Raw genomic sequence first — 15,451 nt, 5'->3', positions numbered from 1 at the left:
CCCGATTCGTAGACCGGTTCCGATCCGTCAAACGGCTGTTGCCGGACCATCGGTCTCGGCGGCTCTTGCCGTAACGTCGCCGCTAGTTCTTGATCGCGTAGAGCGGCGTTCGCAGCGTTAGCTGATACGATGGCTTCGGCGTCCAGGCGATCTGCGCGGTGATACCGAACAGCCGATTATCGTCGTCATCCATCCGGTCGAGGTCGAAGCGCACGATCGGCTGCGTGAACGCGGGAAACGGCGTCAGGTTCAGAAGCTGCGCGCCGCCGAAGGATTGCACGCCGAAGCGGCCGGTAAGCTTCCAGTTGTTGTCCCACTGATAATAGCCGCCGACATAGCCCATAACGTCGGGACTGACACGGGCGAGCGGGGTATCGACCAGAACCCTGGTGTATTGCATCCCCGCCAGCAACCCGCGCGTCTCGTCCGCGTCCAGCGCGTAGCCCGCCTCGAGGATGGTGTTGTAGGCCGTCGTGGCCAGCGGCGCGTCCGAAATCGATCGCGTCGCGTTGGCTTGAATGGTGATGGTCGGAAACATTCCGCCGTTCTGTTGATAGAGGTCGGCCTGAAATCCGACGGTGAAGGCGTAGATCGAGAACATCGTCCAGGGATCGGTACTCGCCTGCGAGGTGGCTCCGCTGACCCCGCCATAGACCGAGAGCCGATCGTTGACATCGACGGTCAAGGGCAGGTCGACCGAGACGCTTTGGCTGGACGGCGAGGTAAGGGTTCGGAGCGAGGAAAGGTTCGCCAGCCTCGATAACAACGGAGGCGCGCTGAATCCGATCGAGAGCGAGCCGGCGGGCAGCGTCGAGTAGATGGTTCTCATATCGAGGTAGAAGTTCGGCAGAGCTGGTTTTGCCTTGCCCGCATCCTCCTCACCGTCGCCTTCGTCTTTTCCAAGCGCAAGGCCCGTAACGCAAAACCACACCAGCATGCCGAGCGCTACGCTTCTGACGGATCGCGCTGGCGCGAGTTTCAGACGGCGCGGTGCAGTGGATCTGGTAAAACTCGTGCTCAACCGGCGTTGCCCTTGACTGGACAAGCTAGATCATTTGCCCATGGCGAATACAAGCAGCGGCTGCCATCCGGGCTGCGATCTCATGGGGGGTGTGGCGCGTTTGCTCCGCCCTATCGGGAAGCCGGAACTTCGTTTGATCGGCCGAGGGCCGCAAAAAGCAGCGCGGCGACGATGCCGGACAGCAGCGAAGCCGCGAGGACGCCGAGCCGGACCTGTTTCAGCACCGCTTCGTCGTCGAAGGCCAGCGTTCCGATGAAGAGGCTCATGGTGAAACCGATGCCGGTCAGGATGGCCGTGGCATAAAACTTCGTCGTCGTGGCCCCGTCCGGCATGGCAGCGAGGCCCAGCCTGACGGCAAGCAGCGAAGCGCCGAAGACGCCGATCTGCTTGCCGATGAACAGCCCCGCGATGATTCCAAGTGGTATCGGCTCTGTCAGCTTTTCCAAGGTCAGTCCATGAAACGATACGCCTGCATTGGCGAAGGCAAAGAGCGGCACGATGGCGAAACTGACCCACGGCTTGAGTGCATGCTCGGTGTCCTCGAGCAGGCTGTGGCCATTATGCCGGGTCAGCGGCATCGCGAAGCCGACAGCGACACCGGCAAGTGTCGCATGCACGCCGGACTTGAGCACGCAGACCCAGGTGAAAAGGCCGGCGATCAGATAGAATGCGGGCCTTCGCACATCGAGCCGGTTGAGAACCACGAGCGCAGTGATGCCGAGTGCGCCGAGCCCCAGCGCTAGAACCGAAAGATCGACAGCATAGAACATCGCGATGACGATGATAGCCATTAGGTCGTCGATGATCGCGAGGGCCAGCAGAAAAGTCTTCAGCGAAGCCGGTACCTTGCGTCCCAGCATGGCGCAGACGCCGAGCGCAAAGGCAATGTCGGTGGCTGCCGGTATCGCCCAGCCGCGCAACGCCTCGGCATCGCCCCAGTTGACCGCCGCAAAAATGGCGGCCGGCGTGATAAATCCGCCGAACGCGGCGATCACGGGCAATGCCGCTTTCTTCGGGCTCGCCAGCGTACCCTCGATCGCCTCGCGTTTGATCTCGAGGCCGACCAGCAGAAAGAACACCGCCATCAAGCCGTCGTTGATCCAGTGTTCGAGCGTCTTGCTCAGTCCGATCGATCCGATCCGCACCTCGCCGGTCGTATGCAACAGCGCCTGATACTGCGAGCCGAGCGGCGAGTTAGCGACGCTGAGCGCTGCGGCGGCGGCGATACCAAGCGCGATACCGCCATAAAGGTCGGTATTGTCGGCAGTGTGAGGCGCGGCCGCCGGAGCCTTGGCCGTCATGAACCAGCCTTGCCGGCCTTCTCGATCGCAACGGACAGCGCGAGCTTGGTTTCCTCCACGATGTCCTCGACCAGTTCTTCCCGGCTGACATGGGCAGCCTGGCCAGTGAGCAATCCCTGTTCGGCGAGCATCACCACGCCGTGCAGCGAGGCCCAGATCTTCAGGGCGCTCCGCTCGCGCAACAGTTCTACAGCGGGCGCCTCCAGCGCCTCTACCAGGAGCTCGAAGGTCTCCATTGCTGCACTATGCAGCTCGCTGCCTTTCGGCGCGCATGCCATGGTTCGAGACGCAAACATCAGGCGATAGATGCCGTTGCGGCGCAGGCCGAAATCAAGCGTGAGCTGCGCGAAGCGCGACAGCTTCGACTGCTTCGAGGGCTTTTCAAGCGCTGCACGCATCATGGCACTGAACTGGCGGAACGCTTCGGCCGTCACAGCCGTCAGCAGCGTCTCGCGATCGGCAAAGTGCTTGTAAGGCGCCGGCTGCGAGACGCCGAGTTTTTTGGCCAGCGCGCTGATGCTGATCGCTTCGGGACCTCCTAGTTCCACTTCATGCAACGCGGCCTTAACCAGGGCATCACGAAGATCCCCATGGTGGTAGGCATTCAGCGCTTTACGTGCGGGTCGAGGCGGCATTCGGTTCCATGATCTATAACTTTTGCCTTGACAGCACAACGGCAACGCGAATGTAATATGATATAACTTCGCGGTGCTCCGGCGGGTCTGTGCCGCTGCGCCGACGGAAAGGTAGCGCGAGACAATACGCGCCACAAAGAGGGGAGCGCTGCGATGGCTGCAAAGCTGAAGATCCGCGTCGACCAGGACAAATGCCAAGGACACGCGCGTTGTAAATCACTGGCACCCGAACTGTTCGACCTCGACGAATTCGGCAACGCGCACGAAACAGGCGACGGTTCTGTGCCTGCGGGCCTGGAAGACAAGGCCTGGCTCGCTCAGAGTAACTGTCCGGAAATTGCCATCGAGGTGACCGAAGAATAATCCGGTCGCGGATCTTCATCCATCACGATCTGAACGAACCAAGCAGAGGAATTGCTCCGATGTCCGATTCCGCCAGCATCATGCCCGAACATCCGCCAGTCACTGACTGGATCAACGATTTCGACCATACTGACCCGGTGTGGACGGAAGATCCGTTTCCGATCTGGGAAAAGCTGCGCGCGGCTTCGCCTGTCGTTCACACCGAGCGCTTTCTCGGCTGCTACATGCCGACCACCTACCAGGCGGTAAAGGAAATCGCCTACGACACCGAGCATTTTTCTTCCCGATGTGTGATCGTGCGCGACGTCCGGCCGGAGATCACGGCCCGGGCGCCACCGATCACTTCCGACCCGCCCGAGCACAAGCCGGCCAAGCAAATTCTGCTGCCGCCTTTCACCCCGGACGCGATGAAGAAGCTGGAGCCGCGGGTACGCGCGATCTGCAACGAACTGATCGACGAGTTCATTGCCGACGGCAAATGCGACGCCGCCGCCCGCTACACCAAGCACGTTCCGGTGCGCGCCATCGCGCACATGCTCGGCATTCCCGAGAAGGACGGCGACCTCTTCATCAAATGGATTCACGGCATCCTCGAACTCGGCATCAAGGACGACAACGCGCTGATGGAGGCGGTGAAGGAGATGACCGGCTATTTCGCCGGCCACCTCGAGCAGCGCAGGAAGAATCCGACCGACGATCTGATCTCGACCTTGATGAAGGCGAAAGACAAGGATGGAAATCCGTTGGCTGACGAACACGTGCTGGGTTCGCTGCGGCTGCTGTTGATCGCCGGCATCGACACCACCTGGAGCGCGATCGGGTCCTCGCTGTGGCATCTGGCCAAGACGCCCGCGGACCGCGAGCGCCTGGTCAATGAGCCGGAGCTGATGCCGCTCGCGGTCGAGGAGCTGCTGCGCGCCTACTCGCCGGTGACGATGGCACGTGAGGTGATGAAGGAGACGACGATCAGCGGCTGCCCGGTCAAGCCCGGCAACATGGTGCTGCTGTCATTCCCGGCGGCGAACCGCGATCCCGCCATGTTCCCCGATGCCGACAAGGTCGTGATCGACCGCAAGGAGAATCGCCACGCCGCGTTCGGCCTCGGCATTCATCGCTGCGTTGGCTCCAATCTCGCCCGCATGGAAATGACGGTCGCGATCGAGGAATGGCTGAAGCGGATTCCGGATTTCAGGCTCGATCCGGCCGGCAAGATCACATGGTCGGAAGGCACCGTTCGCGGCCCGCGTCAGTTGCCGCTGCTGTTCGGGAAGGAGAATTGAGGGCCGGATAAGGCGTGACTTCACGCCTCCTGCTTGCGGGTGGGAAAGCTCTCTCCACACGAACAGCGTGATTTGCGGCGACACCCCATCCCGGCCCTCTCCCGCAAGCGGGAGAGGGAGGAGAGCGCCGATGCGGGTACTGTTCGATCTAATCTCGTTACACCGCCGGCAAGCACACGGGAGGGTCGCATGAGTCGTATGTTTGGTGCGGTGTGCCAGAACGGATATGTCGTCCGTGATATCCGAGCCGCCATGGATCACTGGGTCAATGTGATGGGCGTCGGCCCCTGGTACTACATCGACAGGGTCAAGACCGATTACTTCCGCCACCGCGGCCAGGACTCCGCCATGGAGATGAGCGTGGGCTCGCCAATTCCGGCGATCTCCAGATCGAGTTGATCCAGCAGCGCAATGGCGCGCCCTCGATGTACAAGGAGTTTCTCGAGTCCGGCCGCGAGGGCTTGCAGCACATCTCGTATTGGACCCGCGAATATCAGGCCCTCTACGACCGCGCGCTGTCGCTTGGCTATAAAGTGGGGCATGAGGGGCAGATCGGCGGCGAAAAGGGCCGCTTCGCCTATTTCGATATACAAGCCCATCAGACATCAGCGGAAGCAAGGGAAGTTTCTTCGAGCACATCCGCCGGGTTGCCGCCGATTGGGACGGCTCCGATCCGATCCGCGAAGTCGGCGGCCGCTGAGCGACGCGCGATCCGGCATCCGTGAAGTAAGTTACGACCAGAGCGCGGAAGCGTCTCGGCAATAAGAACAGCAAGCGCAAGGAGAGGCGAGTGGCAAGACTTCCCCTGATCGATCCCGCGACAACCAGTGGCGACGTGCGTGCATCCTTCGATCGGATGCCGGTCGTATTGAACATCTTCCGGATGATGGCGCATGCCGAGGCCAATTTCATTCCGGCGATGCGGTTCGCCAATTCGATCCTGCACCGCCAGAAGCTCAGCCACGTCAATCGCGAATTGCTGATCCTCCAGGTCGCGCAATGGGAGCACGGCGAATATGATGGCGGCAGCATGTTCCGATCGCGCTCGGCGTCGGCGTGACCCAGCGGCAGATCGACTGCATCGATCAGGGCAACTACGGGGACGCGGCCTTCAACGCCGCCGAACAGGCGCTGCTGGCGTTCGGCCGCGAAGTGATCGAGAACGTGCGCGTTTCAGAACCGGTCTTCGCCGCCATGCGCAAGCACTTCAGCGAACAGGAGATCGTCGAATCGATTCTTGCAATCGGTTTCTACATGACGATGGCGCGACTGACGGAAGCGACCGAGGTTGACCTCGACCCTGCCGCTGGTATGGCCGTCTTCGAGGGCGGCCAGAAGCAAACGGGCTGACATTGACCACGCCCCCGGTTACAGCGATCATCGGCCGGTCCAACGATAGCGTGGAGCACAGGGATGACGAGTGAGCCCGGTTCGAGCGGTCCGCGACCGCTAGGCGAAATTGCCAGCTATCACGCCCACATCTACTACGATCCGGCGACCACGCGGGCCGAGGCCGAGCAACTGCGCTCGTGGATCGGCGAGCGATTCTCGGTCACGCTCGGACGGTGGCACGACGTCAAGGTCGGCCCGCACGATCAGGCCATGTACCAGGTCGCCTTTGCCCGCGAGGTGTTTTCTGAACTGGTCCCTTGGCTGATGCTCAACCATGGCAAATTGAGCGTCCTGGTCCATCCGAATACGACCAATCCTCGGCGGGACCATCTCGCGGATCCGATCTGGATCGGGCCGGCGCTGGCCGTACATGGCGATAAGCTGCCAGAGCACGCCGAGATGGAAGGGGCGCCGGCACCGAATACCAATCCAATTCTCCGGCCTTGAGCGCGGCTCGGCCGGTCGGAAGCCCCGGCCCGTTTACCAATACAAGGCTTGAACCTGCGAATTCGGCCGGTCATGATGGCCGAAAGCGCCTGTCTCGATTACGCCTTACTTTGATCTGCATTATGGTGGGACTTATTCGGTGAATCCCTTAGGAATCATTCGATTCCGAAGCGCCGATCCGGGGACGAATGGATAGAGCCAAGACCAGCGCAGCCGGGCTTGCGTCAAGCCGCGGTAGCCGATTGCTCCGTGAGATGGCATTCGGCACGGCGGCGCTCGCCATGGCATTGGGGTTGGCCGCCTGGGTGACCGATTTCGACGTGGTCGGCTTGGTCAAACCCGCATCCGCGAATGTCGGCAGCACATCCTCGTTCGACGAGCGCTTCGGCTCCGCCTCGGTGCGGCGTTCGCTGGCCCTCAATTATCCCTGGCGTGCCGCCGCCCGCCCGCAGCGCGCTGACTTCGACGCGGAGTTCGCGTACATCGAAATCCTGTTGGGCGGACAATCGCGCGAGGAGCAATCGCGTGAGGAGAACGTGCAGCCTCCGCCGCCGGCCCCGACAGTCGAAGCGGCAATCCCGCTCCCGAGGTCTCGGCCGGTCCTGGCCAACCTTCAGTCGGTGAAAAGCGATCCGCAGCCGGTCTCGTCCGACAACCGCACCATGTTCGAGAAGCTCGCCGATCTGGTGCCGATGCGCTTCTCGCTGGCCTCGTTGACGCCGGGGGATGGGCTGCTCAGCGAGCGCAAGGATCTGGCGGCGCTTGGCTATGACAGTCAGACCGCCGTCTATGACATTTCGGCCCGCGCCGTTTACCTGCCGAGCGGCACCAAACTCGAGGCACACTCAGGGCTGGGCAGCCTGATGGACAATCCGGCACATGTCGATCAGCGCATGGTCGGCGCGACCCCGCCCAACATCTACGATTTGAAGCCGCGCGAGAAACTGTTTCATGGTGTCGCGGCGCTGCGCATGACGCCGATTGGCGAAAACGAAATGCACGGACGAACGGGCCTGCTCGTGCACAGTTACCTGCTCGGGCCCAACGGCGATTCCAACGGCTGCGTCTCGATCAAAGACTACGACAGATTCCTGCAGGCTTACCGGAACGGCGAGGTCAAGCGGCTCGTCGTCGTGCCGAGTCTGCGCGAAGGCCTCACCGCGTCGCGGCGTTCGCCATCTTCGTCATGACCGCCGTTGCGGGCGATGCCGCCGATTCTGACACCCCGTTGCGGGCGGTCTTCAAGATCAGCCTGAACGGCAATACGGTGTCGATCGCGACGGTCGGTCAGGCCTACCGCTTCATCACCAATCTCTCGTCGATCGAATGGATCGAATTTCGCGCGTTGCACGCCGATGCCGTGCAAGCACTGCAGGGCGCCGCTGATAACGCGATGCTGACCGTACAGGCGACCAACGCCTTGCGTGCGCTGTTCGTCCGCGCGAAGCTGTTGTGAAGGCGTACAGTTATTTCTCATGGACGCCTGAGAAATATGTCTCAAAGGAAAATCCGCACATGCCCGTAAGTCACGCCGAGATTGAAGACGATCGCCTGATCCGGGAATTGTTGCAGAACTGGGCGATCTGGCGTGATGCCGGCGACTGGGAGCGTTTCCGCACGGTCTGGCATCCGGACGGCCGCATGATGGCGACCTGGACGCAGGGCACCGGCGACGAGTTCATCGAAATCAGCAAGCAGGCCTGGGCCAAGGGCGTCAGCATCCTGCATTTTCTCGGTGGCATCTCCGTCGACTTGGCGGGAAATCGCGCGATTGCGCAGACTAAGATGACGATCTCGCAGCGTGCCGAGGTCGAGGGCGTGCTGTGCGACGTGCTCTGCACCGGGAGATTCTACGACTTTCTCGAAAAGCGGCAGGGACGCTGGGGTATCGTGCTGCGCCAGCCGATCTATGAGAAGGACCGCATGGACCCCGTCACGCCGGGCACGGTCCCGGTGCTGGACAAGGCCCTCCTCGAGCAATTCCCGCCGGGCTACCGCCATCTCGCCTATTTGCAGACCCGTATCGGCTACACGGTCAAGCGCGACATGCCCGGCCTGAAGGGACCCGAGGTCGAGGCTTTGTATGCGCGAGGCGCGGCGTGGCTGCAGGGCAGGCCGCTTAGCTGATCTCCTTGCGCACCGTCGCTGCGGCGTCGCACATCGCTTTCAATTTCCCAAACGCGACATGGCGCGGCATGTATTTCATGCCGCAATCGGGCGCGATGACCAGTCGGTCGGAGGCGACGTGCTTGAGGCCGTTGCGGATGCGGCCGGCCACCACATCGGCGGCTTCGATCTCGGGATTGCCGAGGTCGAGCACGCCGAGCATGATCTTCTTCGACGACAGATCCTTGAGCACGCCGAGATCGAGTTTCGGCTGCGCAGCCTCGATCGAAATCTGCTCGGCACTGGTATCGGCAAGTTCGGCAAGGAAGGAATAGCCGGCCGGCTTGGTCGAGCCGGGGACGACCGCGGCATAACCGAAGCACAGATGCACCACGGTCGGCACAGTGATGCCTTGCAGGGCGCGGTTGATCGCCTTCACAGCGTAGCGCCGGGCAAGGTCCGGGTTGTTGCGCACCCAGGGCTCGTCGAGCTGGATCACGTCAGCGCCGGCCTTTTGCAAATCGAGCGCTTCGGCGTTGACGGCCGCCGCGAACGCCATCGCCAGTTCTTCGTCGTCTTTATAAAATTCGTTCTTGGCCTGCTGGCTCATCGTGAACGGGCCGGGCAGGGTGATCTTGGCCGCGCGATCGGTGTTCTCTCGCAGAAATTCCATGTCGTGCAGCTCGACCGGGCCGCGGCGCTTTACCGGACCGACCACACGCGGCACCGGCGTTTCGTGTCCGCTACGCGAAGTGATCATCGCCGGATTTTCGTCATCGATGCCTTCAAGCGCGGTGGCGAAGCGATTGGAATAGCTCTCGCGGCGGATTTCGCCGTCGGTCACGATGTCGATGCCGGCGCGCTCCATGTCCCTGATCGCAACGATGGTGGCGTCGTCCTGTGCTTCTTCCAGGTGCTCCGCAGGCAGTCGCCACATCGCGTGCAGGCGCGTGCGGGGCACCACCTTCGACAACATCGCGCGATTAACCAGCCATTCCGGCTGCGGGTAGCTGCCGACGACGGTGGTCGGCAGCAGATGTTTTGGCAGGGGCATGATCGCTTCCGTTCTTTGTCCTGGCCACCGCACGACGAGATCGCCGGCCGGGTGGATCGCATCAGAATTATAGTGACAAGTTGGCGGCTCGCGCCTATATAGTTCGCATGCGAAATAAATTTCGATCCGCGGTTCAATGAACGCCCGGCGCGAGCACCGGCTGGTGTTCCTGCTCAACGTCGCGCAGCGGCGGCTGCAGCGCTGGATGGCGGCGCGCAAGCAGAACACCGGCGTAACCGCGACGCAGTCCGGTCTGCTGTTCATTCTGGGGAAGCGTGACGGCGCCCTGATGGGCGAGGCCGGTGCGGCGCTCGATCTTGGACCACCTGGCATCAGCGGATTGGTGGACCGGATGACGGCGGCGAACCTGATCGAGCGGCGGGCCGATCCGGACGACGGGCGCGCGTGGCGTCTTTGGCTGACGCCAGCCGGGCGCGCGGCAATGGCGCAGTCGAAAGCGGGGCTCGCCGAGGTCAATGCGCGGCTCACGGAAGGGTTTACCGACGCCGAGATCGATGTCGTCGCGCGCTGGCTCACCACGATGCAAAGCAGATTTCCCAGAGGAGAAGACGAATGACCGAGCATATCAAGATCGAGAAGAGCGACGGAATTTTGAACCTGACGATGGCTCGCCCCGACAAGAAGAACGCGCTGACGAATGCGATGTACGGCGCGCTTGCGGACGCGATCGAAGCCGCCGAGACGGATTCATCCGTCCGGGTGCTGCTGATCCGCGGCGAAGGCGACATGTTCACCGCCGGCAACGACGTCGGCGAATTCGCAGCGATTGCGACCGGTGCGTTTCAGGGCGAGCGGCATGTCGGCCGCTTCCTGCAGGCACTTGCACATTCGAGCCGCCCGCTGGTCGCAGCCGTTCAGGGCCGTGCCGTCGGCATCGGCACCACGATGCTGCTGCATTGCGATCTGGTCGTGCTGGCCGAGAATGCGCTGTTGTCGACCCCGTTCGTCAACCTTGCGCTGGTGCCGGAAGCAGCTTCCAGCCTGCTGATGCCGCTCCGTATCGGCTATGCCCGCGCCTTCGAGATGTTCGTGCTCGGTGAGGCGGTCGATGCCAGATCCGCATTCGCCTGGGGACTTGCCAACCGTGTGGTGCCGCTCGACAAGCTCGACGCGGAAGCGAAGGCTTTCGCGTCCCGGTTGGCGAAACAGCCGGCGGGAGCCGTCAGCACGACCAAACGCCTGATGCGCAATCCGGAACTTCTGATGGCGCAAATCAAGGCGGAGAGCGAGCAGTTCGCGGAACGCCTGAAGACCGCGGAGGCGCGTGAGGCCTTCGTTGCGTTCGCCGAGCGCCGGCCGCCGGACTTTTTGAAACTGGCCAGCTAGCCGGCGTGCAATTGCGGATCGTTTTTCCCTGCCTGCGATTGCGAGGCAATTGACCACCCGTGGCGGCCCGGCTACCTCTTTGGGCCGCCTACGGGGGAAACAAATGAACAAGAACAATGAAGCTTCCGAATTCGACTACGTTATCGTCGGCGCCGGCTCGGCCGGATGTGTGCTCGCCAATCGTTTGACGGCCGATGGCAAGCATTCCGTGTTGCTGCTGGAGGCCGGACCGAAGGACACCAATCTCTGGATCCACGTGCCGCTCGGCTACGGAAAACTGTTCAAGGAAAAATCCGTCAACTGGATGTACCAGACCGAGCCGGAACCGGGATTGAATGGCCGGCAGGTGTTCCAGCCGCGCGGAAAAGTGCTGGGCGGCTCCAGTTCGATCAACGGCCTGCTCTATGTGCGGGGCCAGCATGAGGATTATGATCGATGGCGGCAGCGCGGCAATGCCGGCTGGGGCTATGACGACGTGCTGCCCTATTTCAAGAAGGCCGAGAACCAGCAGCGCGGCGCGGACAAATATCACGGCACCGGCGGCCCGCTGCCGGTGTCCGACTGGCGGCACCACGATCCCCTGTCGGAAGCCTTTGTGACCGCTGCGGCCGAGACCGGCATTCCGACCAATCCCGATTTCAACGGCGCCACCCAGGAGGGCGCGGGCTTCTTCCAGACCACGACAAGGCGCGGGCGACGCGCCAGCACGGCGTTCTCATATCTTCGTCCCGCCAGGAAGCGGCCCAACCTGCACATCGAGACTTCCGCGCTGGCGCAGCGCATCCTGTTCGAAGGACGCCGCGCCAAAGCGATCGAATACAAGCAGGAAGACCGCGTGCGCACGGTGCGAGCGCGCAAGGAGATTCTGGTCTCCAGCGGCGCGTATAATTCGCCGCAACTACTGCAGCTCTCCGGTGTCGGACCGGCGGATCTCCTGAAGCAGCATGGCATCGAGATCGTGCTCGACGCGCCCGGCGTCGGCAACGATCTGCAGGATCACATGCAGGTCCGCCTGATCACCCGCTGTGCGCAAAAGTGCACGCTCAACGATGTCGTCAACAATCCGATCCGCCGGATGATGGCCGGCATTCAGTACGCAGCCTTGCGCAAGGGGCCGCTGACGATCGCGGCCGGCACGTCAGGCGCTTTCTTCAAGACCAGCCCGCGGCTGGCGTCGCCCGACATTCAGATTCACTTCCTGCCGTTCTCGACCGACAAGATGGGCGAGAAACTCCACGCGCTTTCCGGGTTCACTGCCTCCGTCTGCCAGTTGCGCCCGGAAAGCCGCGGCTCGCTGCGCATCAGGAGCGCGGACCCTTCGGTGCCGCCGGAAATCCGCATCAACTATCTCGCCACCGAAACCGATCGCCGCGCTTTCATCGACGGCATCCGCATCCTGCGCAAGATCCTCGCAGCCCCTGCGCTGAAGGCTTACGCGGTCGCCGAGGTCGATCCGGGTTCGAAGGTACAGAGCGACGATGAATTGCTGGACTTCTGCCGCCGCACCGGCAGCACGGTCTATCACCCGACCTCGACCTGCCGGATGGGCAGCGATCCGCTCGCTGTCGTCGATCAGCGCTTGCGCGTGCGCGGCATTGAGGGCCTTCGCGTGGTCGACGCCTCGATCATGCCGGACCTGATGTCCGGCAATACCAATGCGCCGACGATCATGATCGCGGAGAAGGCGTCGGATATGATTTTGGAGGATGCGCGGTAGGGGACAACACGAGCGGCAAACACAGCTGTCATCATCCGCCACCGGATCGCGCGAATGCGCGCCGATGACAGGCTCCGGCGGATGATCCAGTACGCCGTGAACTCTCGGTTCTAATGCAAGGCGGTGGTTACTGGATGCCCCGCCTCGCGGGGCATGACCTTCGTCATCCCCTATACTCCCGCACCCGCTTGAGCATCTGCTCGACATGGGCGATCGGCGTTTCCGGCTGGATGCCGTGGCCGAGGTTGAAGATCAGCCGTCCTTGCGCGTAGTTCGCCAGCACGTCGTCGACGGCGCGGTCGAGCGCGGCGCCGCCTGCGATCAACGCCAGCGGGTCGAGATTGCCCTGCACGGCGACGCGGTTCTGCACCCGCTCGCGGATCATGGAAGGCTCGGCCGCCCAGTCGATGCTGACGGCATTGACGCCGGTTGCTTCCACATAGGCCGGCAGCAGCGCGCCGGCGCCGCGGGGAAAGCCGATGATCTTGGCATCCGGCACTTGCGCGCGGACGCCGGCAACGATGCGCTTCGCGGGCTCGATCGACCAGCGCTCGAATTCGCGCGGCGGCAGCACGCCGGCCCAGGTGTCGAAGATCTGCAAGCAATCGGCGCCGGCCTCGAGCTGGCCGAGCAGATACTGGATCGAGTTCTCCACCAGCACGTCGATGATTTCAGCGAACGTCTCGGGATGATGATAGGCCATCATCCGCGCCGGCGCCTGATCCGGCGTGCCCTGTCCCGCAACCATGTAGGTTGCGACCGTCCAGGGCGCGCCGCAGAAGCCGATCAGCGCGATCTCGGGCGCGAGCTCGCGCTTCACGCGGCGTAGCGCTTCATAGACCGGCTCGAGCTTGCCGAAATCGGCATGGCGCGCCAGCGCCGCCACCTGTTCGGGCGTATCAAGCGGATCGAGACGCGGGCCTTCGCCGGCCTCGAAGCGCACGGAGCGGCCGAGTGCGTAGGGAATGACGAGAATGTCGGAAAAGATGATCGCCGCATCGAAGTTGAAACGGCGGATCGGCTGCAGCGTTACCTCGGCGGCATACTCCGGCGTAAAGCACAGGTCGAGAAAGCTTCCCGCCTTGGCGCGCAGCTCGCGATACTCAGACAGATAGCGACCGGCCTGCCGCATCATCCATACCGGCGGCACCTTCTGCCTGTGGCCGGACAGCACTTCGACAAGGGGTTTCACGGCGGATTTCTGAGACAAAACGTAGATTCCTGCGGGCGCGGCTGATGCGCCTCTGATACACGCAGGTTCCCTCGAGGCCAAGGACGGATACCGAGGGCGAACGTGGAACCGGCGTAAAACGGGGCCGTTATCTCATCCATGGAGGTACCTATGGCCCAGAAGTTCAATCCTGCGGCGCATGACAAGCACGCCGAAGACCCCCGCGAAGCGCTGAAGGCCGACCGGGACATCCACGAAAAGCTCGAGGCCGGTCTGGTCGATACCTTTCCGGCTTCAGATCCCGTGAGCGCTGCGCAACCGGCGCCATCGAAAGCCGATCACGAACATGAGAATCCATCGCTGTGGGACAAGGTTCGCGCCGTCTTCCGCTAATGCAAAAATGGCAACGCGAGCCAGACCGGCGTTGAGAAACGGCCTCCTTCAGGGAGGCCGTTTCGATCTGGGTGTCAATAATGCGGCGGCTTTTCGTTCAACGGCCCGGGCGCATTGCTTTCGGTCTCCCGCACCTGCTCCTTCAGTTCAGCGACTTGACGCGTCAGCCTGTCGATCTCGGTCCATTGCGCCGTGATCGTCTGGTTCAGCGTTTCGATGGTCACGTCCTGATAGGCCAGCCGCATTTCCAGCGCGTCGATACGTTCGCTCAGCGCGTTGACATCACTCATCGGAGGCGTCGTTCATTTTGTGCTCCCGCAGGCCGTGTCCCAGCGCCACGCGTTCGTCGAACACGAAACATTCGCCGCGCCAGCGGCTCTCTGTTTCAGGCATGCCTTCGAGATAACGCAGGATGCCGCCCTTGAGGTGATAGACCTCATTGAATCCGCGGGCCAGCAGATAGGCACTGGCCTTCTCGCACCGGATGCCGCCGGTGCAGAACATCGCGATCCTCTTATGCTTCGCGGGGTCGAGTTGCTTCGCGGCGAACTCCTTGAACTGCCCAAAACTCCTGAGACCGGGATCGATCGCACCCTCGAACGTGCCCATCGCCACCTCGAACGCGTTGCGGGTATCGATGACCAGCGTGTCGGGCGCTGCAATCAGCTCATTCCAATCTGACGGCTCGACATAGGTGCCGACCTGTCGCGTCGGATCGACCGCAGTATCTCCGAGCGTGACAATTTCCTTCTTGAGCCGGATCTTCAGCCGCCGAAACGGCATCTCAGCAGCGGTCGAAAACTTGAGCTCGAGATTGCTGAGCCGCCCGCCAAAAAGGGCGCCATGCTGCAACTCGCGAACGAACGCGTCGATGCTCGCATCGCCGTCTGCAACCGTGCCGTTGATGCCCTCATGCGCCAGCAGCACGCTGCCCTTGAGCCCGAGGCCTGCAGCAAACGTGCGCAGCGGCTCGCGCAACTCACGGAAGTCCGGCAGCGCGGCGAATTGATAGAAGGCGGCGACCTTGAACGGCATGGCGACCATTTATCAGGCGGGCCGGGCAGGGGAAACCCCGTAAAGCCCTGCCTATTCCGCGCATTGCCCCTGACGTCCCATTGGTATGCCAACCATTGCCCTGCCGGGGATGAATATGCCAAAGAACCGTCTGTAAACCCGCCCGATGCTCCCGCGGGATGCTCAAGAAACGCTGAAAAGAAAGCACTC

At 62.5% G+C, this 15,451-nt stretch carries 17 protein-coding genes and 2 pseudogenes; 12 read left to right on the top strand and 7 right to left on the bottom strand.

The genetic code is table 11. From position 1 onward, the window contains the following. Positions 1-82 precede the first annotated feature (82 nt). The 3 genes from RX328_RS36820 to RX328_RS36810 all read right to left on the bottom strand — a co-directional run bounded on the left by RX328_RS36820 (position 83) and on the right by RX328_RS36810 (position 2,957). Positions 83-937: a hypothetical protein gene (locus RX328_RS36820; protein ID WP_213249160.1), complete on the bottom strand. Its 855-nt coding sequence runs from the start codon at positions 935-937 to the stop codon at positions 83-85. A gap of 194 nt (positions 938-1,131) precedes the next feature. Further along, on the bottom strand, positions 1,132-2,322 hold the full coding sequence (gene nhaA, locus RX328_RS36815; RefSeq protein ID WP_213249158.1) for a Na+/H+ antiporter NhaA: 1,191 nt from the start codon (positions 2,320-2,322) through the stop codon (positions 1,132-1,134). Beyond that, on the bottom strand, positions 2,319-2,957 hold the full coding sequence (locus RX328_RS36810; RefSeq protein ID WP_213249281.1) for a TetR/AcrR family transcriptional regulator: 639 nt from the start codon (positions 2,955-2,957) through the stop codon (positions 2,319-2,321). The genes nhaA and RX328_RS36810 overlap by 4 nt, the downstream gene beginning before the upstream one ends. Before the next feature lie 153 nt (positions 2,958-3,110). On the opposite strand from RX328_RS36810, the gene RX328_RS36805 reads away from it, so the two are divergent. The 8 genes and pseudogenes from RX328_RS36805 (at position 3,111) to RX328_RS36770 (ending at position 8,566) form a co-directional block, all read left to right on the top strand. Beyond that, a complete protein-coding gene (locus RX328_RS36805; protein ID WP_213249156.1) occupies positions 3,111-3,320 on the top strand; it encodes a ferredoxin in 210 nt (69 codons plus the stop codon). 59 nt (positions 3,321-3,379) lie between these two features. Next, positions 3,380-4,600, top strand: coding sequence for a cytochrome P450 (locus RX328_RS36800; protein WP_213249154.1), 1,221 nt, complete (start codon positions 3,380-3,382; stop codon positions 4,598-4,600). 189 nt (positions 4,601-4,789) lie between these two features. After that, a pseudogene (locus tag RX328_RS36795) lies at positions 4,790-5,300 on the top strand (VOC family protein). A gap of 90 nt (positions 5,301-5,390) precedes the next feature. Next, positions 5,391-5,950, top strand: a pseudogene (locus RX328_RS36790) (carboxymuconolactone decarboxylase family protein). A gap of 63 nt (positions 5,951-6,013) precedes the next feature. Beyond that, a complete protein-coding gene (locus RX328_RS36785; protein ID WP_213249152.1) occupies positions 6,014-6,439 on the top strand; it encodes a DOPA 4,5-dioxygenase family protein in 426 nt (141 codons plus the stop codon). Positions 6,440-6,693: 254 nt separating this feature from the next. Further along, the gene (locus RX328_RS36780; RefSeq protein WP_213249150.1) at positions 6,694-7,629 is read left to right on the top strand and encodes a DUF2778 domain-containing protein; all 936 of its coding nucleotides are present in this window, start codon (positions 6,694-6,696) and stop codon (positions 7,627-7,629) included. Beyond that, entirely contained in the window at positions 7,626-7,895 is a 270-nt protein-coding gene (locus RX328_RS36775; RefSeq protein ID WP_213249148.1) for a hypothetical protein, read from the top strand. The genes RX328_RS36780 and RX328_RS36775 overlap by 4 nt, the downstream gene beginning before the upstream one ends. Positions 7,896-7,954: 59 nt before the next feature. Then, complete coding sequence (locus tag RX328_RS36770; RefSeq protein WP_213249146.1) at positions 7,955-8,566, top strand: nuclear transport factor 2 family protein; 612 nt, start codon at positions 7,955-7,957, stop codon at positions 8,564-8,566. Here the strand turns inward: RX328_RS36770 and RX328_RS36765 are convergent. Further along, positions 8,559-9,599 carry a 5-methyltetrahydropteroyltriglutamate--homocysteine methyltransferase gene (locus tag RX328_RS36765; RefSeq protein WP_213249144.1) on the bottom strand — a complete coding sequence of 347 codons (1,041 nt, stop codon included), beginning with the start codon at positions 9,597-9,599 and terminating at the stop codon, positions 8,559-8,561. The two genes, RX328_RS36770 and RX328_RS36765, sit on opposite strands and share 8 nt — an antisense overlap. 136 nt (positions 9,600-9,735) lie before the next feature. Between RX328_RS36765 and RX328_RS36760 the strand changes: the two genes are divergently transcribed. The 3 genes from RX328_RS36760 to RX328_RS36750 all read left to right on the top strand — a co-directional run bounded on the left by RX328_RS36760 (position 9,736) and on the right by RX328_RS36750 (position 12,663). Beyond that, positions 9,736-10,176, top strand: a complete 441-nt coding sequence (locus RX328_RS36760) for a MarR family winged helix-turn-helix transcriptional regulator (RefSeq protein WP_213249142.1) — start codon at positions 9,736-9,738, stop codon at positions 10,174-10,176. Continuing rightward, positions 10,173-10,946, top strand: coding sequence for an enoyl-CoA hydratase (locus RX328_RS36755; RefSeq protein ID WP_213249140.1), 774 nt, complete (start codon positions 10,173-10,175; stop codon positions 10,944-10,946). The genes RX328_RS36760 and RX328_RS36755 overlap by 4 nt, the downstream gene beginning before the upstream one ends. Positions 10,947-11,049: 103 nt before the next feature. After that, positions 11,050-12,663 carry a GMC family oxidoreductase gene (locus RX328_RS36750; protein ID WP_213249138.1) on the top strand — a complete coding sequence of 538 codons (1,614 nt, stop codon included), beginning with the start codon at positions 11,050-11,052 and terminating at the stop codon, positions 12,661-12,663. 163 nt (positions 12,664-12,826) lie between these two features. Here RX328_RS36750 and hemE read toward each other — a convergent pair whose 3' ends face one another. Continuing rightward, positions 12,827-13,873, bottom strand: coding sequence for a uroporphyrinogen decarboxylase (hemE, locus tag RX328_RS36745; RefSeq protein ID WP_213249136.1), 1,047 nt, complete (start codon positions 13,871-13,873; stop codon positions 12,827-12,829). A gap of 132 nt (positions 13,874-14,005) precedes the next feature. Here hemE and RX328_RS36740 point away from each other — a divergent pair, with 132 nt between their 5' ends. Continuing rightward, positions 14,006-14,227, top strand: coding sequence for a hypothetical protein (locus tag RX328_RS36740; RefSeq protein WP_213249134.1), 222 nt, complete (start codon positions 14,006-14,008; stop codon positions 14,225-14,227). Between the two features lie 74 nt (positions 14,228-14,301). On the opposite strand, the gene RX328_RS36735 is transcribed toward RX328_RS36740, so the two are convergent. After that, positions 14,302-14,517 carry a SlyX family protein gene (locus RX328_RS36735; protein WP_213249132.1) on the bottom strand — a complete coding sequence of 72 codons (216 nt, stop codon included), beginning with the start codon at positions 14,515-14,517 and terminating at the stop codon, positions 14,302-14,304. After that, a complete protein-coding gene (locus RX328_RS36730) occupies positions 14,510-15,262 on the bottom strand; it encodes a rhodanese-related sulfurtransferase (protein ID WP_213249130.1) in 753 nt (250 codons plus the stop codon). The genes RX328_RS36735 and RX328_RS36730 overlap by 8 nt, the downstream gene beginning before the upstream one ends. Positions 15,263-15,451: the final 189 nt, after the last annotated feature.

The sequence above is a fragment of the Bradyrhizobium sp. sBnM-33 genome (genome assembly GCF_032917945.1).
Taxonomy (GTDB): Bacteria; Pseudomonadota; Alphaproteobacteria; order Rhizobiales; family Xanthobacteraceae; genus Bradyrhizobium.
The sequence above is the reverse complement of the archived record's forward strand: the minus strand, read 5'-3'. Positions and strand labels throughout refer to the sequence as shown.